Genomic DNA, 21,750 nt, shown 5'->3' with positions numbered 1-21,750 from the left:
TCACAAGGCTAGATCCTCAGGTGTGAATGTCATCTTGAATGAACGATACGGAGCGAAATCGCTCGGCTTCATTCCCTGCATTTCTGTCAAACGTCCAATATTCTTCACTGCCGCGACTGCCGAAGCATCAAACGGACCGTCGCCACTGGATTTGGCCACGCTGACCGAAGTCACCGTACCGTCCGGCAACATGCCGATTTGCAACACGACCGTCATGCCTTTGCGTGCCGAAGGTGGACGGGCCCAGCCTTCTGCAGCTCGCGCACGAATCAGGTCATCGAAACTGCCCGCGACTTCGTCACCCTGCTCATCGGCCAAGGCCTGCTGGCGCTGCGGCGTGTCGGAAAGCAGATCGGCCAAGGCCTGAGCCTTTTTGTCTTCGGTCGATTTGCGTGCCGCATCCTGCGCTTTCTTCTTCGCAGCATCGGCAGCAGCTTTCTTCTTCGCTTCGTCGGCGATTTTCTTCTTCGCCTCTTCAGCTTCAGCTTTCTTCTTGGCGTCTTCGGCGGCTTTCTTCTTCGCGTCTTCGACGATCTTCTTCTTGGCTTCTTCAGCAGCCTCTTTCTTGGCTTCTTCCTTAGCCTCTTCTTCAGCCTTCTTCTTGGCTATATCAGCCAATTGTTTCTCTTCGGCCTTCTTGGCTTCGGCTTTTTTCGCGTCGTCAGCTTTCTTGGCGTCATCCGCCTTCTTCGCTTCGTCCGCTTTTTTAGCCTCATCGGCCTTCTTGGCTTCCTCGGCTTTTTGAGCCGCTTCTTCTTTCTTTTGTTCCGCAGCGGCCTTGATCTCTTCCTGCTCGACCTTTTTCTGTTCCATCTGCTCGACTTCGGTCTGGCGCGCGGCGGATTTCTTCGCCTCACCCGCAATCTTCTGATTGGTCTGGGTGGTTGCCTGACTTTTCGATTTCAGTTGGTACAGGGTCGCCTGGACAATCGGTTTGGCCGGCGGCAGCTCTGGTGTAAAGGCAAAACTGACGAACAGCATGCCGAACACCAGCACGTGCAGGACAATCGCCAGAACACTAGGCCAGAAGTAGCTTTCCGAGGCGGACGGCTCTCGCTGTTGCTGCATCAGGGGGCCTCGGTAATCAAACCAACATTACCGACCCCGGCTTTCTGCAACCCGCCCATGGCGCCCATGACGGAACCATAATCGACGGTCTTGTCACCGCGGATGAAGACCTGGGTACGCTTGCCGCCTTCGGTACCGGCGCGAATGATCTTGGTCACCGCGTCGGTCATTTGCGGCAGGGTCATGGCCCTGTCCTGTTGCTTCTCGGTATCGACTTCGCTGCCAAGGTTCCAGTAATAGGTCTTGTCAGCCTTGATCGAAATGGTCAGGACCTGTGTGTTGTTGTCCTGCGGCAAGGCTTCGCTGGAAACCTTGGGCAGATCAACTTTCACGCCCTGATTGAGCATCGGCGCGGTCACCATGAAGATGACCAGCAGTACCAACATCACGTCGATGTAAGGCACCACGTTCATCTCGGCGACCGGCTTGCGCTTTTTGCGAGCTCGAGCGATTAAAGCCATTGGAAATTACCTGCTTATTCTTCGCTGGTGTGCACTTTGCGGTGCAGGATCGCCTGGAATTCATCGGCGAAGGTGTAGTAGCGGCCCAGCAAGGTTTCGCTGCGAGCGGCGAAACGGTTGTAAGCGATGACCGCCGGGATCGCGGCGAACAGACCGATCGCGGTGGCAATCAGGGCTTCAGCGATACCCGGGGCTACGGTGGCCAGGGTCGCTTGTTGGGCGCTGGCCAGGCCGCGGAAGGAGTTCATGATGCCCCACACCGTACCGAACAGGCCGATGTACGGGCTGACCGAACCAACGGTGGCGAGAAACGGCAGGCTCTGCTCGAGCTTCTCTTCCTCGCGGGAGATGGCCACGCGCATGGCACGGGCCACGCCTTCCATTACCGCTTCAGGATCGACGCCTGGCTGCTGACGCAGACGGGAGAATTCCTTGAAACCGGCACGGAAGATTTGCTCGACGCCCGAATCCGGGTCCGGGTTGCTGCCTGCCTGACGGTACAGCTTGGACAGGTCGATACCCGACCAGAAGCGCTCTTCGAAGCTCTCCAGGGCGCGTCGACCGGCGCGCAGCAGATTGCTGCGCTGAAAGATCATGATCCATGAGGTCACCGATGCGGCCACCAGGGTCAACATTACCAACTGCACCACGATGCTGGCATTGCTGACCAGGCTCCACATGGAGGAATGGTCGACGACGTTAGCTTCCACGCTTTATCTCCTGCTTTGAGTGTGTACCCGGACCGACCACGTCGGCAAAGGCCGCACGCAAGTCTTCGGGAAGGGCCCGGGGTTTCAAACTGTTAGTGCGCACACAGGCCACCAAAAACTGCCCTTCACAGAGCAGCACATTATCCGTTGCCCGCCTGACCTGCTGTTTGAAGCGCAGGCTGACCCGGTTCAATTCGATTACATCAGCGCTTACCAGCAGTTCGTCGTCCAGTCGCGCCGGCGCGTGGTAGCGCGCTTCGCTGGAGTGCACGACAAACAACAGATCCTCGCCGGCAAGCTGCGATTGGGCAAAGCCCAGCTCGCGGAGCCGCTCGGTTCGAGCCCGTTCCATAAACTTGAGGTAATTAACGTAATACACGATGCCGCCCGCATCGGTGTCCTCGTAATAAACGCGACAACGATGTGCGAACGGCTCAAGCCCGTTTTGCGCGCGCATACTCTAGTGCTTACTCCTCAGGTTGCCAATCCGGCCAGGCAACTGTTTTTCATGGTTTCAGGGCTTTACTGCAAAAGTACCGTCGTCTGACAGTACAAACCCTGAATAAATCGCCAAAAAATGTGTATCAATCGTCCACGGCATCGAGAAACTCGTCTACCACGGGCATCTCACCCATTCGTGACGGAATGTTTAAACCGAAATGCAGATACGCGTGCCGCGTTACCACCCTGCCCCGTGGTGTGCGCATGATGTAGCCCTGCTGAATCAGGTACGGTTCCAGCACGTCTTCAATGGTGTGACGTTCTTCGCTGATCGCGGCGGCGAGGCTGTCGATACCGACCGGCCCGCCGTCGAACTTCTCGATCATGGTCAACAGTAAACGGCGATCCTGATGATCGAAACCGTGTTCGTCGACATCCAGCAGGTTCAACGCCAGATCCGCCACCGCTTTGGTGATATGGCCCTTGGCGCGGACTTCGGCGAAATCGCGCACGCGCCGTAGCAAACGGTTGGCAATTCGCGGCGTACCACGGGCGCGCCGGGCGATTTCGAAAGAACCTTCCGGATCCAGCGGCAGACCGAGAATCGCTGCCGAACGGCTGACAATCGTCGCCAGATCGGCCGTGCTGTAGAACTCAAGACGCTGGACGATACCGAAACGGTCACGCAACGGGTTGGTCAGCATGCCGGCGCGAGTGGTCGCACCCACCAGCGTGAACGGTGGCAGATCAAGCTTGATCGAACGCGCCGCCGGCCCCTCGCCAATCATGATGTCGAGCTGGAAGTCCTCCATCGCCGGGTACAGCACTTCTTCCACGATCGGCGACAGACGATGGATTTCGTCGATGAACAACACATCGTGCGGCTCAAGATTGGTCAGCAATGCGGCCAGATCGCCTGGACGCTCAAGCACCGGACCGGATGTGCTCTTGATCGATACGCCCATTTCCTGAGCAATGATGTTCGCCAGCGTGGTTTTACCCAAGCCCGGCGGGCCGAAGATCAGCGTGTGATCAAGGGATTCATTACGGCCACGGGCAGCCTGGATGAACAGTTCCATCTGCTCGCGCACGGTCGGCTGGCCAATGTAGTCGGCCAGGCTGACCGGGCGAATGGCCCGGTCCTGGACTTCTTCGCGCTCGCGCGGGCTGTGCGCGGCGGCGATCAGACGATCAGCTTCAATCACTTAAATCATTCCCTTCAGGGCGCGGCGGATCAGGTCTTCACTGCTCAAATTCTTGTCCTTGATGGCGGTAATCGCCTTGCTCGCTTCCTGCGGTTTGTAACCGAGGGAAATCAACGCACTGACGGCATCGTTCTCGGCGGTATTGACCGGCGCCGGGCCGTCCGGCTGATTCGGTACCAGCGCAAACATCGCCGGCGAAGTTTCCCACGCCTTGAAGCGATCTTTCAGCTCGACCAGCAAGCGCTCGGCCGTCTTCTTGCCAACGCCCGGCACCTTGGTCAGCGCCGAGGTGTCCTGGGATTGTACGCAGCGAACCAGTTCGTCGACTTCCAGACTCGACATCAACGCCAAGGCTAATTTCGGCCCGACACCATTGAGACGGATCAACTCGCGAAAAAAGTCTCGCTCACGCTTGCCGGCAAAACCATAGAGCAGTTGCGCGTCTTCGCGTACGACCAAATGGGTGTGCAGGGTCAGCGGTTCACCGACCGACGGCAGACGATAAAGCGTGGTCATGGGCACTTCCAGCTCATACCCGAGGCCGTTTACATCCAGAATCAGGTGCGGCGGCTGTTTCTCAGCCAGGGTGCCGCGCAAGCGTCCAATCACGTTTCAGATCCTTGAGCGTTGGCCAACCGTGGGCTGGCGACTGTCGAAACGCGGATTTCGGGCCGACGACACAGGCGCAAGCATCCGCTTTCAGGAAATTTGATGCTGATGCTATCAGAGACGCAGGCGCCCGCCACGACTGCGTGCAGTGCCCAGGCCGTGCGGCAGCAGACTGGAGCGGGTGTGCGCGTGACAAATGGCAATGGCCAGGGCGTCGGATGCATCGATTTGCGGTTTGGCGGTGAGCTTGAGCATGTGCATGACCATCATCTGCACTTGTTCTTTATTGGCAGCGCCGGTGCCGACCACGGCTTGTTTGACCTGAGTCGCCGTGTACTCGGCGATTTCCAGGCTCTCTTCAGCGCCAGCGACAATCGCGGCGCCACGGGCCTGACCGAGTTTCAAAGCCGAATCGGCGTTTTTCGCCATGAAGACTTTTTCAATGCCCATGGTGACCGGGCCGTACGTCTGGATGATTTCACGCACGCCGCGATAAACGATTTGCAAACGCTCATGCAATTCGCCCGCGCCGGTACGAATGCAGCCGGACGCTACATAAATACAGCCGCCACGCCCGGTATCACGAACAATCCCGTAACCGGTGATGCGCGAACCGGGGTCGATACCAAGAATTAAAGTCATAACGCCTGCAGAAATTGATGCGAAAGCTGAGGGTACAGGTAGGAGCTGCCGAAGGCTGCGATCTTTGTGTTTTTAAAAGATCAAAAGATCGCAGCCTTCGGCAGCTCCTACAGGGGAAGTGTAGAGCCAGGGAAAACTGCGACCTTTCTATTTACATCAACCGAGCTGAGCGGCGACGTCTTCCGGAATGTCCGCGTTGGAGTAAACGTTCTGCACGTCATCCAGATCCTCAAGCATGTCGATCAGCTTGAGCACCTTCTCGGCACCTTCCAGATCCAGCTCGGCGCTGGTGGTCGGCTGCATGACGATTTCGGCATCATCACCCTTGAACCCGGCTGCTTCCAGCGCGTTACGCACCGCGTAGAAACTGGTGAACGAGGTGAACACGTCGATCGAACCGTCTTCGTGGCTGACCACGTCATCGGCATCGGCTTCCAGCGCCGCTTCGGTCAGTGCGTCTTCATCGACACCTGGCGCGAAGCTGATCTGGCCTTTGCGCTCGAACAGGTACGCCACCGAACCGTCGGTGCCGAGGTTGCCGCCACACTTGCTGAACGCATGGCGCACGGCTGCCGCAGTGCGGTTGCGGTTGTCGGTCATGCACTCGACCATCACCGCTACGCCACCAGGGCCGTAACCTTCGTAGGTCAGCTCTTCAACGTTGTCCGCTTCGGTGGCACCGGCGCCGCGCGCGACGGCACGGTCGATGATGTCGCGGCTCATGTTCGCGCTCAGTGCCTTGTCCAGCGCCAGGCGCAGACGCGGGTTGGAACCCGGATCACCGCCACCCTGGCGGGCCGCAACGGTCAGCTCACGGATCCACTTGGTGAAGATCTTGCCTCTCTTGGCATCCTGACGTTCTTTGCGGTGCTTGATGTTCGCCCACTTGGAATGACCTGCCATAACTCGCTCCGAATTCTCTTTGAAACGTTGCCCGCCCTGCTCATGCAGCGGCCAGCACACAAAAAATCTCGACCTGCTCTCTATAGAAAGAAAAAAGGCGCATCCGAAGATGCGCCTTCAGGCCCGTGTTACTCAGCCTTTGGCGTTTCGCGCAAACGAATGTGCAGCTCGCGCAATGCCTTGGCATCCACCACACCCGGCGCTTGCGTCATCACGTCAGCAGCACTCTGGGTTTTCGGGAAGGCGATCACTTCACGGATCGACTGGGCGCCGGTCATCAGCATCACCAGACGGTCGAGACCGAAGGCCAGACCACCGTGCGGCGGTGCACCGTACTTCAGGGCGTCGAGCAGGAAGCCGAATTTCTCTTCCTGTTCCGCTTCGTTGATACCCAATAGGCGGAAGACTGCTTGCTGCATTTCCTTGCGGTGGATACGGATCGAACCGCCACCCAACTCAGTGCCGTTCAGCACCATGTCGTAGGCACGGGACAGAGCGCCGGCCGGGTTGGCTTCCAGTTCTTCCGGCGAGCACTTCGGCGCGGTGAACGGGTGGTGCAGCGCAGAGAAGCTGCCGTCGTCGTTTTCTTCGAACATCGGGAAGTCGACAACCCACATCGGCGCCCACTTGCAGGTCAGCAGGTTGAGGTCGTGACCAAGCTTGATGCGCAGTGCGCCCAAGGCTTCGCTGACGATCTTGGCCTTGTCGGCGCCGAAGAACACGATGTCGCCGTCAACGGCGCCAACGCGATCGAGGATGGCGTTGAGGTTTTCCAGCGGAATGTTTTTCACGATCGGCGATTGCAGACCGTCAACACCGGCAGCGCGCTCGTTGACCTTGATGTACGCCAGGCCCTTGGCACCGTAGATGCCGACGAACTTGGTGTAGTCGTCGATCTGCTTGCGCGGCATGCTCGCCCCGCCTGGTACGCGCAAAGCAGCGATACGGCATTTCGGGTCGTTGGCCGGGCCGCTGAACACTTTGAAATCAACTTCTTTCAGTTGATCGGCAACGTCGACCAGTTCCAGCGGGATACGCAGGTCTGGCTTGTCGGAACCGTAGCGGCGCATGGCTTCTTCGAAGGTCATGTGCGGGAATTCGCCGAATTCCAGATCCAGCACTTCCTTGAACAGGTTGCGGATCATTTGCTCGGTCAGGCCCATGATCTCTTTTTCATCGAGGAAACTGGTCTCGATGTCGATCTGGGTGAATTCTGGCTGACGGTCAGCGCGCAGGTCTTCGTCACGGAAGCACTTGGCGATCTGGTAGTAACGGTCGAAGCCGGCCACCATCAACAGTTGTTTGAACAGTTGCGGCGATTGCGGCAGGGCGAAGAACGAACCGGCGTGGGTGCGGCTCGGTACCAGATAGTCACGCGCACCTTCAGGGGTGGCACGGGTCAGGATCGGTGTTTCAACGTCGAGGAAGCCGTTCTCGTCGAGGAAGCGACGGATGCTGGTGGTCATGCGCGAACGCAGACGCAGCTTCTCGGCCATTTCCGGACGACGCAGGTCGAGGAAGCGATAGCGCAGGCGGGTTTCTTCGCCGACATCGGAGAACTCGTTCAGCGGGAACGGCGGGGTTTCCGACTCGTTCAGCACTTCCAGTTCGTAACCGAGCACTTCGATCATGCCCGACGCCATGTTGGCGTTGGTCGCACCGGCCGGGCGCAGACGCACCTTACCGGTGATCTTCACCACGTATTCACTGCGCACGCGATCGGCAGCGGCGAAGCTCTCGGCGCGATCCGGATCGAATACCACTTGGGCCAGACCATCACGATCACGGATATCGAGGAAAATCACCCCGCCGTGGTCGCGGCGACGGTGAACCCATCCGCAAAGGGTAATTTCCTGGCCTTCCAGGCTTTCGTTCAGTTGGCCGCAATAGTGGCTGCGCATCATGATAATGGTTCGCTTCTCGTCATTCGATATTCGGTGGAGATCGCGTTGCGTTCAAGCAATGCGGAAACTCACGCGTGTCGTTCAACCCGGGGTTGAACCCTAGTCAGATTTGTCGCCACCGGCCAGGTTCTTCTTGGCGCCGGTCTTGAAATCGGTTTCGTACCAACCGCCGCCACTGAGGCGAAAGCCTGGCATCGACAGTTGTTTCTTCAACTCTGGCGCCTGGCAGGCAGGGCAGTCGACCAGCGGTGCCTCGCTGATCTTTTGAATGGCTTCCAACTGATGACCACAGGAAGCACATTGATAATCGTACATCGGCATGGGGGTGTCTCGGCGATCAGGTTGCCACCGCGCGCGGGGCTTTGCGGCGAAAGAGCGGGATTATATCCATTAAATGCGGGCTGTGCAGCCGTAAGACTGCACAGCCCGCATTTAATGGCAATCGCCTTTTTTCAGACGGCAATGGCCGGCGGCACTGCCCCACCCCCATTGATCACGCACACTACCCGCACCAGCGCGCTGAAGTTTTTCACCCCACCGTGGCGCAGTTGCACTTCGCGATCGACGTGGGACAACAGCGAACTGATGGAACAGCAATTATCGGCGGCCATGTTGCCGAGGATATTCCAGTAGACCTGCTCCAGTCGCAGGCAGGTGGCGTAGCCATTCAAACGTACAGACCGTGATAACGGCCGGACCAGCGTCATGTCGAACTCGTTGACGAACGGATCGACGATCAAATCCTGAGGCGGCCCGACAATCCTGTCCTTGCGCCTGTCTGCATCTTCCATATCGCTGACACTCCTTTGCCATTTCTGCGGGTTTCAAAAGCCACATCCGTGTGACCTCCATAAAAGCGCAGACGCAAAGTTATAGCCAGATGACTTATTGCCCATCCACGTAGGATAAGCCAACGCAACCGGTAAGAGTCTGGACAGCGCGCGAGCAACCGTACGAGATGCCCGCGCGCCCGGATCATGCCTCCAGTAGCGCGCGCAGCATCCACGCGGTTTTTTCATGCACTTGCATGCGTTGGGTCAGCAGGTCGGCAGTCGGCTCGTCACTGACTTTGTCCAACAGCGGGAAGATACCGCGCGCGGTGCGGGTAACCGCCTCTTGGCCTTCAACCAGTTGCTTGATCATGTCCTCGGCGCTCGGCACGCCGGTTTCTTCCTTAATAGAGGAAAGACGCGCGTACGTGGCGTAGGCCCCAGGTGCGGGAAAACCCAGCGCACGAATACGCTCGGCGATCGAGTCGACGGCCAGCGCCAATTCGTTGTACTGCTCTTCAAACATCAAGTGCAGCGTGCGGAACATCGGCCCGGTGACGTTCCAGTGGAAGTTGTGGGTTTTCAAATACAGCACGTAGGTGTCCGACAGCAGACGCGACAGTCCTTCAACAATGGACTTGCGATCTTCTTCACTGATACCGATATCGATTGCCATGTTTTACCCCCTAACGGCGATTGAATTCATCCAAAGGTGCAGACCCACTCTAGCAAGGCTGTCGACACCCCGCAGCCTTGATCGGGCACACAGACTGCGACAAATCGACCAACACCTTGCCGCTGGCCGGGCTGATTTGAGTAGCTGCAGGCTTTGCTGTTAAATAGGCAGTGTGTCGCCATGCCCCATTTTTCGGGGTCTTGCGCATAGGCTGATGCCGTGTACGTGCCTACCGCCTCTTTATTTTGTTACGAAGCGAACCGTGCGCCTTCAGCTCTTCCTTGTGAGCCGTCATAAACGTGAGCCAATTAAAATGTTGAAAATCGTCCACCTGCTAATGGGCGCAGCCGCTTTGCTGCTGTCGTTCATACCCAGCTTGAAATCTGAAGCCGTTCCCTACCTGCAACAACCTGATGCTCTCTACCTGGCCTTTTTCGGCCTGCTGAACCTGGTCATTGCTCCGGTGATTCCTTACTGGAACAAAGGCCCGCGCCAGCATCTGCAAAACCTCGTCAGCGCGCTGCTGGTGCTGACCGTCGTCCTGCAAACCTTGACCCTGATCGCGCCGATGCCTGTCATCGCCGGCCAGCCAGCCGTACTGTTCACCCTGGTGATCGCGCTGGTGGCCGTCGTATTGCACCTGGCCGTCAGTTTTTATCGTTCTTCACCTGCTGCCGCTCCAACCAGCTATGACATGACCAATCGCGATACCGGTACCGTCAAGTGGTTCAACACCTCCAAAGGCTTCGGCTTTATCTCCCGGGATTCCGGCGATGATATCTTCGTGCACTTTCGTGCAATCCGTGGCGAAGGCCACCGCGTCCTGGTCGAAGGCCAGCGCGTAGAGTTCTCGGTAATGAACCGGGACAAGGGCCTGCAAGCCGAGGACGTGATCGCCGCTTTGCCGCGTCGCTGAGCCAAGGCAATAAAAAACCGCGTACAGCCTGGCTGTACGCGGTTTTTTTATGCCTTTGAAAACGTATCAATAGTGCGGCGGTGGTGCTTCTTCTTCGAACGATTCGAACTGCCCGACCATCTCTTCCTGACGCTTGAGCAGTGCGGCCATCTGCAATTGCAGACGATCAACCACACGCTGCTGCGCAACCAGTACATCGTTCAACGACTGGATAGTGTCATCCTGAAACGCCAGACGGCTTTCGAGATCGGTAACGCGTTGTTCCAGGCTCATGCTTCAGCCCTCCAGAAACGTGAAGTCTTCGGTCAGCACCAGGCGCAAGCGTTCGCGAATGGCGGCCACTTGCTCGGCGCTATAAGGCTTGGCCGGGTGTTTGCCCCAGACCGGCGCCGGCCAGGCGGCGTCATCGCGTTTGCGCACAATCACGTGCATGTGCAATTGGCTGACGACGTTACCCAGCGTCGCCACGTTCATCTTGTCCGCATCCAGCAAATCCTTGAGCAACTCGGCCAGCGCGGTGGTTTCCAGCCATAACTGCTGTTGATCGGCGACATCCAATTGAAACAACTCGCTGATATCGTCGCGACGAGGCACCAGGATGAACCACGGGTAGTTGGCGTCGTTGGACAACAACAATCGGCAGAGCGGGAAGTCGCCGAGGGTCAGGGTGTCCTGTTGAAGTCGTGGATCTAAAGCAAACACTGCGCGCACTCCGGCTGTTCGACATATTGAGCTTAGCGGCCATCCCGCAGGACGCGGTACCAAGCGACAGACCGGCAGCATACCTGCGATTGCGCCAGCCTTCACGACAGCAGTGCCCTCTCGTCACTCGCCGCGCGCCCCGACATGTGACATTTACCGACACGTTGCACCAGCAAAGAACCGAGAACGGCAATGAACACACGCAAATGACCGAAAAACCCTGATGCGTTCGCGATCGCCCACTCATCAAACTGTGTGATTACAGGACAGCGGGTCATTTTTTTTGCACCAAAACCGCACAGTGCGTCTACGCTCATGCGTCGAAGCATCCGCCGAATACTCACTCACGGGGTGAACCGGTAACGTTTTTGGCTGTCGCGTGCGGCTGATGTCGCGGCAACACCATTGCAGGAATGGCGTCAAGCCCTTGTAAAAAGGGGCTTTGCGCCCCGTATTTATGAGGTTTTTACAGGTAACACGCGTTGTGCAAAAAAATAACCGCAGCAAGATTGCGGTTTGTGCACGCTTGTTGCATTCGCACACATATGGACTATAAGCGCACCACACGATGTGGATGCCTCAAGCCCAACAAAAACAGTGGCAGGGTTGCCCGATGGAGATTCAAGTGTTTTGCCAGGGACTCTTTTTTAGCGATGCAAACGGCTAAAAAAACAGCGAGAAAGTTGTCGGCCCGATTGCATCGGTACTGTGAATTTGCGACATCTACACAACCGTTTGCGACAGCGTCGTAAAGAAGGTGAAACGTTAGATTCGCAAGTATCGCCAACATTGTCGGCGTGATATAAGTTTGCGCCGACACAAAAAGAAAGAGCCGCCCAGATAATAAAACAGGTGGGACGGCAGTACTCTTCTAAAAACCAAAGGAGCAAATCACGATGCGCGTGATGAAGTGGAGCATGATCGCCCTGGCTGTTGCAGCAGGCACCTCGCAGTTCGCAGTGGCGTCCTCTCAGGATGATTCCAAAGGTTTCATCGGCGACCAGAGCCTGAAACTGAAGACTCGTTTTGAATACATGAACCGTGACTTTAAAAACGGTGCAGGCAATGGCACTTCCGGTACTGCTGGTTATCGCCAGGATTCCGGTCTCAGCCAACTGCTGACTTACGAATCGGGCTTCACTCAAGGCACCGTTGGCTTCGGTCTCGACGCCATGGCAATGGGTTCGGTCAAACTGGACGGCGGCTCGGGCCACCGCGGTAACGGCCTGTTCGCCAACGACAGCGACGGCAACCCGGAAAAATCCCAGGGCAAAATCGGCGGCGCAGTCAAATTCCGCGTATCCGACACCACTCTGAAGTACGGTCAGCAATTCGTTGCCAGCCCGGTTTTCGCTACCGATGACAGCCGTCTGCTGCCAGAAGTCGCGACCGGTACCCTGATCACTTCCAAAGAGATCAAAGGTCTGGAACTGAGCGCAGGTCGCTTCACTTCCCTGAGCAAGCAAACCGGTATGGGCCGTGACAGCATCGGCGGTCTGCCAGATGAGAACGGCTTCGGCGGCAAAGGCCTGACCAACATCAATATCTTTGGTGCCAGCTACGCCTTCACCGACAACTTCACCGGTGCCCTGGCTGCATCCGACGCTGATGACTACTTCAAGAAGTACTACATCAACCTGAACTACACCTTGCCAATCAACGACGAACAGTCGCTGAACTTCGACCTGAACGGGTACAAAACCAAGGGCGACAGCCGTGGTGACCTGGTCGACGCCATCGGTGACGGCACTCTGGGTGTGGACAACAACCTGTGGTCCCTGGCCGCTGCTTACAGCCTGGGCGCGCACAAGTTCACCGTTGCCTACCAGCAGTCGAGCGGCGACAACGCTTATTACTATGGCGTTGACGGCAACAGCACGATCTTCGTGGCCAACTCCATCCAAATCTCCGACTTCGTGGGCCGCGAGGAGAAATCCTGGCAAGCGCGCTACGACCTGAACATGAAAACTTACGGCGTCCCTGGCCTGAGCTTCATGACCCGTTACGTAATGGGTAACAACATCGAGACCAACGGTCTGGGTGAAGGTAAAGAGAACGAGTGGAACGCCGAGTCCAAGTACGTGATCCAGGAAGGCCCGGCCAAAGACCTGTCGTTCCGTCTGCGTTACGCCATGTACCGCTCCAACGGCGCGTACAGCGGCTACTCGTCTGACAACAACGACACTCGTCTGATCGTTGAGTACCCACTGAACATCCTCTAATAGGGATGCACAGCTGACGTACTGTAGAGCCCTGCTCTAACAAGAACCGCTCACCTGACTCAGGTGGGCGGTTTTTTTATGCCCGGCCCAACTTCATTCAAACAATAAAGATTAGCCGGCTATCTATTAGCCAGCAAACTTTCAGCACAGACATAAAAAAACCCAAGACTGCGAACAGCACTTGGGTTTTTCATTAATTAACTGACCGCAAAGCCAGGTATCAATGTTGTTACTGTGCAGCCGTTTCCTGAACTACACGAATTACCCGTTGTGGAAACGGGATATCGATACCGGCGGTTTTTAAACGATCGCGCGACTGTTCGTTAAACATGAACATCACGTCCCAGTAGTCTGCGGTTTTAACCCAGACACGCAGGGAGACAGTGATCGAGCTGTCACCCAGCGTCGAAATCACCGCCTGTGGCGCCGGATCCTGCAGAACGCGATCATCCTTGGCCAGATCCAGCAGCACCTGACGGGCCTTCTGCAGATCGGCCTCGTAATCGACACCCACATCGAACACAACCTTACGGGTCGGCTGACGGTTGGTGTTGGTGATGATGCCGTTCGACAGGTTACCGTTCGGCACGATGATGGTCTTGTTGTCGCCAGTACGCAGCACAGTGTGGAAAATCTGGATGCTGTCGACGGTACCCGACACGCCTTGCGCTTCGATCCAGTCGCCGATGCGGAATGGACGGAACAGCAGAATCAGCACGCCGCCAGCGAAGTTCGCCAGGCTGCCCTGCAACGCCAGACCGATGGCCAGGCCTGCAGCACCGATCGCAGCAACGAACGAGGTGGTTTCGACACCGATCATCGACGCGACGCTGACGATCAGCAGCACTTTAAGAATGATGTTGGCCAGGCTGCTGATAAAGCCTTGCAGCGCCAGGTCAGCGTTGCGCAGGGCCAGCAAGCCGCCGAGTTTTTGCGTGACCTTGTTGATCAGCCACCAGCCGATGGCCAGGGTAATCACGGCCAGCAGCACGCGGCTGCCGTATTCCATGATCATCGGGATCCACGCCTGGGACGCCTTGACCAGGTGGTCTACCTCAGCATTCAAATCCATGTTCTATCTCCTGATTTCCGGCTACCCGGGCTGAAAAAATCAGCGGCAGAAAGACCGAGCCTGTTGGGGCTCAATCGTTTCTGCCGTTGCTTGGGGCTCGGACGCTGAAAACGCCGAGAGGTTCCCGACGAAAAAGCTTAGTCGCGGAAGTTGTTGAACTGCAGCGGCATGCCGAATTCTTTAGCGCGCAGTGCCGCGATGGCCTCTTGCAGGTCGTCACGCTTCTTGCCGGTGACACGGACCTGCTCGCCCTGAATGGCGGCCTGCACTTTCAACTTGGCGTCTTTGATGTGGCCGACGATTTTCTTCGCCAGCTCCTTGTCGATGCCTTCCTTGAGGATGGCGTCTTGCTTCATCAGCTTGCCCGATGCGTAAGCGTCCTTGACTTCAAGGCACTGCACGTCGATCTTGCGCTTGACCAGGGCCAGCTTGAGGATTTCGATCATCGCTTCCAGCTGGAACCCGGCTTCAGCGGTCAGGCTGACGGTCAGGTCTTTTTCCTTGAACTCGAAGCTGCCTTTGCCTTTCAGGTCATAACGACGATCGAGTTCCTTCACGGCGTTCTCGACCGCGTTGGTGAGTTCGTGTTTGTCCAGTTCGGATACCACGTCGAACGACGGCATGTAATCTCTCCAATAAAAAGGCGCGCTCGATGAGGATGGAGCGCGCTTGGCTTGCGGTTAAAATCGGGCTCATTATAACGGGTCTTTTCCTACGAACACGGCGAGCCGCACATGCCTGCACGCAATCGAGCAAAAAACTGATGTCGACCACCTGGCACATTCTCGGCGCCGGCAGTCTTGGCACGCTGTGGGCTACACGCCTGGCCCGCGCCGGTTTGCCGGTCAGACTGATCCTGCGGGATGCCGAGCGCCTGCGCAGTTATCAAGGCGCTGGCGGCTTGACCCTGGTGGAACAAGGAAAGGCCAGTACCTACGTGGTGCCGGGCGAAACCCCGGACAGCCCCGAGCCGATCCGACGCTTGCTGGTCGCCTGCAAAGCCTATGACGCTGAAAGCGCCGTCGCCCGCCTCGCCCCGCGCCTGACGGCGGATGCCGAGCTGATCCTGTTGCAGAACGGCCTCGGCAGCCAGGACGCCGTCGCCACACGAGTCCCGCAAGCCCGCTGCATCAGCGCCTCCAGCACGGAAGGCGCGTTCCGCGATGGCGACTGGCGCGTGGTGTTCGCCGGCCACGGTTTCACCTGGCTTGGCGATGCCGGTCATCCGGTGGCGCCGATCTGGCTGGATGACCTGGACGCGGCGAAAATCCCCCACGAGTGGAGCGCCGACATCCTCACCCGCCTGTGGCGCAAACTGGCGCTCAACTGTGCGATCAACCCGCTGACCGTGCTGCACGGCTGCCGTAACGGCGGGCTGCAGCAGCATCACTGCGAAGTCGCCACGCTGTGCGCCGAACTCGCCGAATTGTTGCAGCGCTGCGGCCAGCCAGCGGCTGCCGACAACCTGCAAGAGGAAGTCGAACGGGTGATCCACGCCACCGCCGCCAATTACTCTTCGATGTATCAGGACGTCGCCAACCAGCGCCGCACCGAAATCAGCTACTTGTTGGGCCATGCCTGCAAAGTCGCTGCGCGCCACCAGTTGAACCTGCCGCACCTCAAGCAATTGCAGCAGCGCCTCGTCGCGCATCTGCACAGCCTTGGATTGCCCAGCGACTGAGCAGCGGCTACGCTGGCCACTTGTTCCTTTGCTGCGATAAACCTGATGCCATTGCGCCAGCGCCTCGAAAACCTGCCGGTCGGCCAGAAACTGCTGGCCGCCCTGCTGGTGCTGTTGACCACTGTTTTGCTGGTCGCCAACCTGACCTTTATCAGCGCCGCCTACTACATCTCCCAGGAAAGCATGGCACCGCAGGCCTTGCAGACCATCGGCCGACTGATTGCCAACCCGAGTCTGGTCAGCGAGTCCCTGCAATCACCGGAGAGCGCCGAGCGTCTGCTCAAGGAGCTCGACAGTTATTCACCACTGCGCGCCGCCGCCCTGTATGACGGCAAAGGCGAACGCCTCGCTCAGGTGCAGCGCGGCGACAAACTGAAACTGCCAGAGCGTTATCGACACATCGAAGCCTGGCAGCTCACCGAATTTCGTAGCAACCAGTTGATCACCCTGCCCCGCCCCGGCACCGCGCCCGGCCATCTGTTGCTGGTGGCGAGCAGCGAACTGCCGATGGCCTTCTACACCGGTACGTTGACCGCGAGCCTCGGCATCCTGATTTTCAGCGTGCTGCTGTGGCTGGTGATTGCCCGGCAGATCAAGCGTTTGATCACCCGCCCGATCCACCAGCTCGAAGAATTGTCGCGTCAGGTCACCCGCGAAGAAAACTACGCCCTGCGGGCCTCGCGCGGCAACCACGATGAAATCGGCAGTCTCGCCGAGGCCTTCAACACCATGCTCTCGCGTATCGAGGCCCGTGAGCAGCAGCTCAAGCGCGCCCGCGATGACTCGCAAGCCGCTTACGATCAGGCGCAGGGGCTGGCGGAAGAAACCCGCCACACCAACCGCAAACTGGAACTGGAAGTGCAGGTGCGCAGCAAGATCGAGAAGAAGCTCACTGGTTTCCAGAACTACCTCAACAGCATCATCGACTCGATGCCCTCGGCGCTGATCGCCCTCGACGAGCAGCTCTACGTCACTCAATGGAACCAGGAAGCCAGCGCCCTCTCCGGGACACGCCTGGACGAGGCGCTGAACCAGCCGATCTTTCTCGCGTTCGAACCGCTCAAGCCATTCCTGCCGCAGCTCAAGCAGACCGTCGAGCAACACACCGTGGCGAAAATCGAGCGGGTGACGTGGTTCAAGGACGATGAGCCGAAGCACTACGCGCTGACGTTCTACCCGCTGATGGGCGGTGCCGGGCGCGGCGTGGTGATCCGCATCGATGACATTACTCAGCGCCTGTCGCTGGAAGAAATGATGGTGCAGTCGGAAAAAATGCTCTCGGTCGGCGGCCTCGCCGCCGGCATGGCCCACGAAATCAACAACCCGCTGGGGGCGATCCTGCACAACGTGCAGAACATCAGGCGCCGGCTGTCGACAGAGCTGCCGAAGAACCTCGAAACCGCCGAACAACTGGGCATCGAACTGGACACGGTCAACCGCTACCTGCAAGGCCGCGAAGTGCCGCAACTGCTCGATGGCATTCAACAGGCTGGTGCCCGGGCAGCAAAAATCGTCACGCACATGCTCAGTTTCAGTCGCCGCAGCACGCGGCAAATGGCGCCGTGCGATTTGCCGGCACTGATCGACCAGGCGGTGGACATCGCTGGCAACGACTTCGATCTGGCCATCGGTTTCGACTTCAAGGGTCAAGCGATCATTCGCCAATTCGACCCGGCGCTCGGCCCGGTACCCGGCACCGCCAATGAACTGGAACAAGTGCTGCTCAATCTGCTGAAGAACGCCGCGCAAGCAATTCACCAGCGCGAGGACGACAGCGAGCCCGGGCGAATCATTCTGCGCACCAAACTCAATCCGCCATGGGCCGAGATCCAGGTGGAAGACAACGGCATCGGCATGAGCGAGAACGTGCGCAAACGCACCTTCGAGCCGTTCTTCACCACCAAGGAAATCGGCCAGGGCACAGGGCTTGGCCTGTCGGTGTCGTACTTCATCATTACCAACAACCACAAAGGGCAGATGGAAGTGCAGTCGGCTCCCGGTCAGGGCACCTGCTTCACTCTGCGCCTGCCACTGGCGCAACCGGCACCGATCGCAGCCGAAAACAATCAACTACCGAGGTAACCCATGGGCTTTCGCTTGTCGAAGATTTACACCCGCACCGGCGACAAAGGCGAAACCGGCCTGGGCGACGGCCGCCGCGTGCCGAAAGATCATCCGCGCATCGAGGCGATAGGTGAGGTCGACACGCTGAACAGTCAGGTCGGCGTGCTGTTGGCCGGTTTGATTGCCGAACGTGAGGCCTATCCTGGGCTGAATGAACTGATCGAAGTGTTGGCGCCTTGTCAGCATCGGCTGTTTGATTTGGGCGGCGAGTTGGCGATGCCTGAGTATCAGGCGTTGAACGCAGGGGAAATCGAACGGCTGGAAGCGGCGATCGACGTGTGGAATGAGGAGCTGGGGCCGCTGGAGAATTTCATTTTGCCGGGCGGGTCGATGCTGATTGCGCAGGCCCATGTGTGTCGCAGCCTGGCGCGCAGTGCCGAACGGCGCTGTCAGCATTTGAATGCGCTTGAGCCGCTGGCCGGGGTTGGCCTGGCGTATATCAATCGGTTGTCGGATTTGTTGTTTGTCGCGGCGCGGTTGATTGCGCGGCGACAGGGGATTGCGGAGATTCTTTGGCAGCCGGCCCCAAAACCGACAGAGATGTAGCGCCTGACCGGCCGCCATCGCTGGCAAGCCAGCTCCCACAGGTTTCGAGTTGTACACAACATTTGTGAACGACACAAAACCTTGTGGGAGCTGGCTTGCCAGCGATGAGGCCTGCTGCCTTTACAGAGAATCAGGCCAGAACGCGCGGATCCCCGCCACACCCTGCGCCCCAACACCCCAAGCCTTCTCGCGCTCCACCGGGCCAACACCGCCCAACAGAAACACCGGTTTGCTGAAGCCTTCGATCAGCGCCCCAGCCTGCTCCCAGCCCAACGGCTGCGCATCCGGATGCGTCAACGTCGGCTGCACCGGCGACAGCGTGACAAAGTCCACACCCATCTGCTCAGCCAGCGCCAGTTCCTCAGCGTTGTGGCACGACGCCGCCAACCAACGCTCCGCCGGCAACGGACGCCCCGCCGCTGCGTATTTACGCAATTGTGCGGAGGTGATGTGCCAGCCGGCAGAAGGGAAATCGCCGAGCCATTCGAACGGCCCTTTAATCATCAATTGCGCCTTGCCCGCACAAAGACCCGCCGCATCAACTGCCAGATCGCGATACTTGGGGTCATAACCGTTCGGTGCACGCAGCTGAATCAACTTGATCCCGCCGGCAATCGCCTTCTGGATACCGCGCAACAACGCCGGGGTTTCCAGATCTTCCGGGGTGATCAGGTATTCAGCCGGCAAACGCGCTGCCGCCACGATCGGCTGATTGGCCGCCGGGAACTCGTAGTTGACCAACTCCTTCGCCGTGACCCAGGCCAATGGCTGGCCTTCGGCACCATGCGGCTCGCCGGTGAATGCCGAGACTTCCCAGACATCCAGCAATACCTGTTTGTCGGGGTAATCGTGACGGACTTTGATCAGCGGTCGGGCGGCGCCAACGACGATGCCCAACTCTTCGTGCAGCTCACGGGCCAGCGCGGTTTCGACTGCCTCGTCAGCCTCGACCTTGCCGCCGGGAAACTCCCACAACCCACCTTGATGCTGTGAGTCGGCGCGGCGGGCAATCAGGATTTTGCCGCTGTCGTCACGGATGACGGCGGCGGCGACGTGTACGCGTTTCACGGATTCAATTCCTCCAGTCCAGCCTTTTGCCACGCCTTGAACGCGGGCCATTGGTAGACGGTTTCAACATAGGCTTGGTCGACGGCCGGCAGTTGCACTTGATAAGTACGCAGGCGCACGGCAATCGGCGCGAAGAAGGCATCGGCCAGACTCACCCGGCCGAACAAATACGGCCCGCTCTCGGTGGCGGCGGCACGGCATTCGGCCCACAGCGCGAGCATGCGTTCGATGTCGACCTTCACTTCTGGCGGCACCGGGCTGAGCGGCGCATCGTGATTGAGGTTGAACGGCATGTGATTGCGCATGGCGAAGAAGCCGCTGTGCATTTGTGCGCAAGCGGATCGGGCCTGCGCACGGGCGAAGATATCGCTCGGCCAGAGCTGCTCGGACGGGAACTGTTCAGCGAGGTATTCGGCGATGGCCAGCGAATCGGCGACAGTGCCACGCGAGGTTTGCAGCAGCGGGACCTTGGCGGTCGGCGAATGCTTGAGCAGCAGCTCGCGGGTGTCGGGCTTGCCGAGCTTGATCAGTTCTTCGGTATAGGGTGCGCCGGTCAGCTCCAGCGCCAGGGCGGCGCGCAGGGACCAGGAGGAAAGCAGTTTGTCGCCGATGATCAGGTGCAGGGACATGGGTGAATACCTTCTTGTCAGGGAAACAATCCAGAATGTCTGGCGTCTGTTCGTCCGTCATCGCGGGCAAGCCCGCTCCCACAGTGATTGAGGTCGCTCACAAATTTTGTGTACACCACAGAACCCTGTGGGAGCGGGCTTGCCCGCGATGAGGCCGGCAGCCCGCTCCACCTTTTAGATCAAGTGCGGTATTCAGCGTTGATCTTCACGTATTCATGCGACAGGTCGGTGGTCCAGATGGTTTCGCTGCAATCGCCGCGACCCAGTTCGATGCGGATGGTGATTTCTTCCTGCTGCATCACCGCCGAACCCTGCGCCTCAGTGTAGGTCGCCGCACGCGCGCCACGGCTGGCGATGCACACCTCGCCAAGGAACACGTCAATCTTGCTCACGTCCAGATCCGGCACGCCGGCACGACCGACGGCAGCCAGAATGCGGCCCCAGTTCGGATCGGAGGCGAACAGCGCGGTCTTGATCAGCGGCGAGTGTGCCACGGTGTAGCCAACGTCCAGGCATTCCTGATGGTTGCCGCCGCCATTCACTTCAACGGTGACGAACTTGGTCGCGCCTTCGCCATCACGCACGATGGCCTGGGCGACGTCCATGCACACTTCGAATACCGCTTGCTTCAGTTTGGCGAACAACTCGCCTTCGGCGCGGGTGATTTCCGGCAGTGCAGCCTTGCCCGTGGCGATCAGCATGCAGCAGTCGTTGGTCGAGGTGTCGCCATCGATGGTGATGCGGTTGAACGACTTGTTGGCGCCGTCGAGCATCAGGTTATGCAGCACATCGCGGGAGACTTTGGCGTCAGTGGCAATGTAACCGAGCATCGTCGCCATGTTCGGGCGGATCATGCCCGCGCCTTTGCTGATGCCGGTAACGGTGATGGTCACGCCGTCATGCTCGAACTGGCGGCTGGCGCCCTTCGGCAAGGTATCGGTGGTCATGATGCCGGTGGCGGCCGCTTCCCAGTTGTTTTCCGAGAGGTCGTCCAGTGCAGCTTGCAGCGCGCCTTCGATCTTCTCGACTGGCAGCGGCTCGCCGATCACACCGGTGGAGTACGGCAGGATCTGCTCGGCAGCAACGCCGGTCAGTTCCGCCAGTTTGGCGGTGGTGCGTTCGGCAGCGGCCAGGCCTGGCTCGCCGGTACCGGCGTTGGCATTGCCAGTGTTGGTCAGCAGATAACGCACGGCGTTCTGTACGCGCTTCTTCGCCAGGATCACCGGCGCGGCGCAAAAGGCGTTCAAGGTGAACACGCCCGCCACGGTCGAGCCTTCGGCGCAACGCATCACGACGACATCTTTGCGCCCGGGGCGCTTGATGCCGGCCGAGGCGATACCGAGTTCAAAACCGGCAACCGGGTGCAACGTTGGCAAAGGACCAAGACCAACAGCCATGAAT

Annotated in this window: 25 protein-coding genes; 5 read left to right on the top strand and 20 right to left on the bottom strand. The window is 58.7% G+C overall.

Annotated features, from left to right (window positions below; genetic code table 11):
• The 12 genes from tolA to ACQ4MY_RS07570 all read right to left on the bottom strand — a co-directional run bounded on the left by tolA (window position 1) and on the right by ACQ4MY_RS07570 (window position 9,389).
• Entirely contained in the window at window positions 1-1,068 is a 1,068-nt protein-coding gene (tolA, locus tag ACQ4MY_RS07625; RefSeq protein ID WP_007912728.1) for a cell envelope integrity protein TolA, read from the bottom strand.
• Entirely contained in the window at window positions 1,068-1,520 is a 453-nt protein-coding gene (gene tolR / locus ACQ4MY_RS07620) for a protein TolR (protein ID WP_161806672.1), read from the bottom strand. The genes tolA and tolR overlap by 1 nt, the downstream gene beginning before the upstream one ends.
• A gap of 23 nt (window positions 1,521-1,543) precedes the next feature.
• Window positions 1,544-2,239 (bottom strand): protein TolQ, encoded by a 696-nt coding sequence (gene tolQ, locus ACQ4MY_RS07615; protein ID WP_008080223.1) that lies wholly within the window; start codon window positions 2,237-2,239, stop codon window positions 1,544-1,546.
• Window positions 2,229-2,696 carry a tol-pal system-associated acyl-CoA thioesterase gene (gene ybgC / locus ACQ4MY_RS07610; protein WP_440094620.1) on the bottom strand — a complete coding sequence of 156 codons (468 nt, stop codon included), beginning with the start codon at window positions 2,694-2,696 and terminating at the stop codon, window positions 2,229-2,231. The genes tolQ and ybgC overlap by 11 nt, the downstream gene beginning before the upstream one ends.
• A 127-nt stretch (window positions 2,697-2,823) precedes the next feature.
• Entirely contained in the window at window positions 2,824-3,885 is a 1,062-nt protein-coding gene (gene ruvB, locus ACQ4MY_RS07605) for a Holliday junction branch migration DNA helicase RuvB (RefSeq protein ID WP_008080222.1), read from the bottom strand.
• Complete coding sequence (ruvA, locus tag ACQ4MY_RS07600; protein WP_008080221.1) at window positions 3,886-4,494, bottom strand: Holliday junction branch migration protein RuvA; 609 nt, start codon at window positions 4,492-4,494, stop codon at window positions 3,886-3,888. It lies immediately after the preceding gene.
• Window positions 4,495-4,608: 114 nt separating this feature from the next.
• Window positions 4,609-5,136, bottom strand: coding sequence for a crossover junction endodeoxyribonuclease RuvC (ruvC, locus tag ACQ4MY_RS07595; protein WP_008080220.1), 528 nt, complete (start codon window positions 5,134-5,136; stop codon window positions 4,609-4,611).
• Window positions 5,137-5,292: 156 nt separating this feature from the next.
• Complete coding sequence (locus ACQ4MY_RS07590) at window positions 5,293-6,039, bottom strand: YebC/PmpR family DNA-binding transcriptional regulator (RefSeq protein ID WP_007912738.1); 747 nt, start codon at window positions 6,037-6,039, stop codon at window positions 5,293-5,295.
• Between the two features lie 128 nt (window positions 6,040-6,167).
• Window positions 6,168-7,943, bottom strand: coding sequence for an aspartate--tRNA ligase (gene aspS / locus ACQ4MY_RS07585; protein WP_008080219.1), 1,776 nt, complete (start codon window positions 7,941-7,943; stop codon window positions 6,168-6,170).
• Between the two features lie 99 nt (window positions 7,944-8,042).
• Window positions 8,043-8,264, bottom strand: coding sequence for an FmdB family zinc ribbon protein (locus tag ACQ4MY_RS07580; protein ID WP_007912741.1), 222 nt, complete (start codon window positions 8,262-8,264; stop codon window positions 8,043-8,045).
• Window positions 8,265-8,395: 131 nt separating this feature from the next.
• Complete coding sequence (locus tag ACQ4MY_RS07575; protein WP_008080218.1) at window positions 8,396-8,734, bottom strand: ribbon-helix-helix domain-containing protein; 339 nt, start codon at window positions 8,732-8,734, stop codon at window positions 8,396-8,398.
• Between the two features lie 184 nt (window positions 8,735-8,918).
• On the bottom strand, window positions 8,919-9,389 hold the full coding sequence (locus ACQ4MY_RS07570; RefSeq protein ID WP_008080217.1) for a Dps family protein: 471 nt from the start codon (window positions 9,387-9,389) through the stop codon (window positions 8,919-8,921).
• Between the two features lie 313 nt (window positions 9,390-9,702).
• Between ACQ4MY_RS07570 and ACQ4MY_RS07565 the strand changes: the two genes are divergently transcribed.
• Complete coding sequence (locus ACQ4MY_RS07565) at window positions 9,703-10,305, top strand: cold-shock protein (protein ID WP_008080216.1); 603 nt, start codon at window positions 9,703-9,705, stop codon at window positions 10,303-10,305.
• A 66-nt stretch (window positions 10,306-10,371) separates the two neighbouring features.
• On the opposite strand, the gene ACQ4MY_RS07560 is transcribed toward ACQ4MY_RS07565, so the two are convergent.
• The 3 genes from ACQ4MY_RS07560 to ACQ4MY_RS07550 all read right to left on the bottom strand — a co-directional run bounded on the left by ACQ4MY_RS07560 (window position 10,372) and on the right by ACQ4MY_RS07550 (window position 11,324).
• Complete coding sequence (locus tag ACQ4MY_RS07560) at window positions 10,372-10,578, bottom strand: SlyX family protein (protein WP_008080215.1); 207 nt, start codon at window positions 10,576-10,578, stop codon at window positions 10,372-10,374.
• Window positions 10,579-10,581: 3 nt separating this feature from the next.
• On the bottom strand, window positions 10,582-11,007 hold the full coding sequence (locus ACQ4MY_RS07555) for an HIT domain-containing protein (RefSeq protein WP_158831169.1): 426 nt from the start codon (window positions 11,005-11,007) through the stop codon (window positions 10,582-10,584).
• A 101-nt stretch (window positions 11,008-11,108) separates the two neighbouring features.
• Window positions 11,109-11,324, bottom strand: coding sequence for a hypothetical protein (locus tag ACQ4MY_RS07550; RefSeq protein ID WP_157173080.1), 216 nt, complete (start codon window positions 11,322-11,324; stop codon window positions 11,109-11,111).
• Window positions 11,325-11,903: 579 nt separating this feature from the next.
• Here ACQ4MY_RS07550 and ACQ4MY_RS07545 point away from each other — a divergent pair.
• Entirely contained in the window at window positions 11,904-13,229 is a 1,326-nt protein-coding gene (locus ACQ4MY_RS07545) for an OprD family porin (protein ID WP_008080212.1), read from the top strand.
• A gap of 229 nt (window positions 13,230-13,458) precedes the next feature.
• Here the strand turns inward: ACQ4MY_RS07545 and ACQ4MY_RS07540 are convergent, their stop codons facing one another.
• Together ACQ4MY_RS07540 and ACQ4MY_RS07535 are read right to left on the bottom strand one after the other, a co-directional pair.
• Window positions 13,459-14,301 (bottom strand): mechanosensitive ion channel family protein, encoded by an 843-nt coding sequence (locus ACQ4MY_RS07540; protein ID WP_008080211.1) that lies wholly within the window; start codon window positions 14,299-14,301, stop codon window positions 13,459-13,461.
• Between the two features lie 137 nt (window positions 14,302-14,438).
• Window positions 14,439-14,924 (bottom strand): YajQ family cyclic di-GMP-binding protein, encoded by a 486-nt coding sequence (locus ACQ4MY_RS07535; protein ID WP_008080210.1) that lies wholly within the window; start codon window positions 14,922-14,924, stop codon window positions 14,439-14,441.
• A gap of 140 nt (window positions 14,925-15,064) precedes the next feature.
• On the opposite strand from ACQ4MY_RS07535, the gene ACQ4MY_RS07530 reads away from it, so the two are divergent.
• The 3 genes from ACQ4MY_RS07530 to ACQ4MY_RS07520 are packed head-to-tail and all read left to right on the top strand — an operon-like array spanning window position 15,065 to window position 18,652.
• On the top strand, window positions 15,065-15,982 hold the full coding sequence (locus tag ACQ4MY_RS07530; protein ID WP_440094613.1) for a putative 2-dehydropantoate 2-reductase: 918 nt from the start codon (window positions 15,065-15,067) through the stop codon (window positions 15,980-15,982).
• 45 nt (window positions 15,983-16,027) lie between these two features.
• Entirely contained in the window at window positions 16,028-18,064 is a 2,037-nt protein-coding gene (locus ACQ4MY_RS07525) for a sensor histidine kinase (RefSeq protein WP_008080373.1), read from the top strand.
• A 3-nt stretch (window positions 18,065-18,067) separates the two neighbouring features.
• Window positions 18,068-18,652, top strand: coding sequence for a cob(I)yrinic acid a,c-diamide adenosyltransferase (locus ACQ4MY_RS07520; RefSeq protein WP_008080375.1), 585 nt, complete (start codon window positions 18,068-18,070; stop codon window positions 18,650-18,652).
• Window positions 18,653-18,772: 120 nt separating this feature from the next.
• Here ACQ4MY_RS07520 and ACQ4MY_RS07515 read toward each other — a convergent pair whose 3' ends face one another.
• From ACQ4MY_RS07515 to argJ, 3 genes are all read right to left on the bottom strand, one after another.
• Window positions 18,773-19,720 (bottom strand): Nudix family hydrolase, encoded by a 948-nt coding sequence (locus ACQ4MY_RS07515; protein WP_440094611.1) that lies wholly within the window; start codon window positions 19,718-19,720, stop codon window positions 18,773-18,775.
• Window positions 19,717-20,349, bottom strand: coding sequence for a glutathione S-transferase family protein (locus ACQ4MY_RS07510; RefSeq protein WP_008080377.1), 633 nt, complete (start codon window positions 20,347-20,349; stop codon window positions 19,717-19,719). The genes ACQ4MY_RS07515 and ACQ4MY_RS07510 overlap by 4 nt, the downstream gene beginning before the upstream one ends.
• A gap of 179 nt (window positions 20,350-20,528) precedes the next feature.
• Window positions 20,529-21,746: a bifunctional glutamate N-acetyltransferase/amino-acid acetyltransferase ArgJ gene (gene argJ, locus ACQ4MY_RS07505; protein WP_008080378.1), complete on the bottom strand. Its 1,218-nt coding sequence runs from the start codon at window positions 21,744-21,746 to the stop codon at window positions 20,529-20,531.
• Window positions 21,747-21,750 lie beyond the last annotated feature (4 nt).

This window comes from Pseudomonas sp. SM4 (assembly GCF_051913165.1).
Lineage (GTDB): Bacteria > Pseudomonadota > Gammaproteobacteria > Pseudomonadales > Pseudomonadaceae > Aquipseudomonas.
This window is presented reverse-complemented; position numbering and strand designations above follow the sequence as displayed.

Excerpts from the sequence above, each read along its gene's own strand:
- tolA (WP_007912728.1), bottom strand. The coding sequence starts at position 1,068 with ATGCAGCAACAGCGAGAGCCGTCCGCCTCGGAAAGCTACTTCTGGCCT.
- ybgC (WP_440094620.1), bottom strand. The coding sequence starts at position 2,696 with ATGCGCGCGCAAAACGGGCTTGAGCCGTTCGCACATCGTTGTCGCGTT.
- ruvC (WP_008080220.1), bottom strand. The coding sequence starts at position 5,136 with ATGACTTTAATTCTTGGTATCGACCCCGGTTCGCGCATCACCGGTTAC.
- ACQ4MY_RS07590 (WP_007912738.1), bottom strand. The coding sequence starts at position 6,039 with ATGGCAGGTCATTCCAAGTGGGCGAACATCAAGCACCGCAAAGAACGT.
- aspS (WP_008080219.1), bottom strand. The coding sequence starts at position 7,943 with ATGATGCGCAGCCACTATTGCGGCCAACTGAACGAAAGCCTGGAAGGC.
- ACQ4MY_RS07580 (WP_007912741.1), bottom strand. The coding sequence starts at position 8,264 with ATGCCGATGTACGATTATCAATGTGCTTCCTGTGGTCATCAGTTGGAA.
- ACQ4MY_RS07575 (WP_008080218.1), bottom strand. The coding sequence starts at position 8,734 with ATGGAAGATGCAGACAGGCGCAAGGACAGGATTGTCGGGCCGCCTCAG.
- ACQ4MY_RS07570 (WP_008080217.1), bottom strand. The coding sequence starts at position 9,389 with ATGGCAATCGATATCGGTATCAGTGAAGAAGATCGCAAGTCCATTGTT.
- ACQ4MY_RS07565 (WP_008080216.1), top strand. The coding sequence starts at position 9,703 with ATGTTGAAAATCGTCCACCTGCTAATGGGCGCAGCCGCTTTGCTGCTG.
- ACQ4MY_RS07560 (WP_008080215.1), bottom strand. The coding sequence starts at position 10,578 with ATGAGCCTGGAACAACGCGTTACCGATCTCGAAAGCCGTCTGGCGTTT.
- ACQ4MY_RS07550 (WP_157173080.1), bottom strand. The coding sequence starts at position 11,324 with ATGAGCGTAGACGCACTGTGCGGTTTTGGTGCAAAAAAAATGACCCGC.
- ACQ4MY_RS07545 (WP_008080212.1), top strand. The coding sequence starts at position 11,904 with ATGCGCGTGATGAAGTGGAGCATGATCGCCCTGGCTGTTGCAGCAGGC.
- ACQ4MY_RS07540 (WP_008080211.1), bottom strand. The coding sequence starts at position 14,301 with ATGGATTTGAATGCTGAGGTAGACCACCTGGTCAAGGCGTCCCAGGCG.
- ACQ4MY_RS07535 (WP_008080210.1), bottom strand. The coding sequence starts at position 14,924 with ATGCCGTCGTTCGACGTGGTATCCGAACTGGACAAACACGAACTCACC.
- ACQ4MY_RS07530 (WP_440094613.1), top strand. The coding sequence starts at position 15,065 with ATGTCGACCACCTGGCACATTCTCGGCGCCGGCAGTCTTGGCACGCTG.
- ACQ4MY_RS07525 (WP_008080373.1), top strand. The coding sequence starts at position 16,028 with ATGCCATTGCGCCAGCGCCTCGAAAACCTGCCGGTCGGCCAGAAACTG.
- ACQ4MY_RS07520 (WP_008080375.1), top strand. The coding sequence starts at position 18,068 with ATGGGCTTTCGCTTGTCGAAGATTTACACCCGCACCGGCGACAAAGGC.
- ACQ4MY_RS07510 (WP_008080377.1), bottom strand. The coding sequence starts at position 20,349 with ATGTCCCTGCACCTGATCATCGGCGACAAACTGCTTTCCTCCTGGTCC.
- argJ (WP_008080378.1), bottom strand. The coding sequence starts at position 21,746 with ATGGCTGTTGGTCTTGGTCCTTTGCCAACGTTGCACCCGGTTGCCGGT.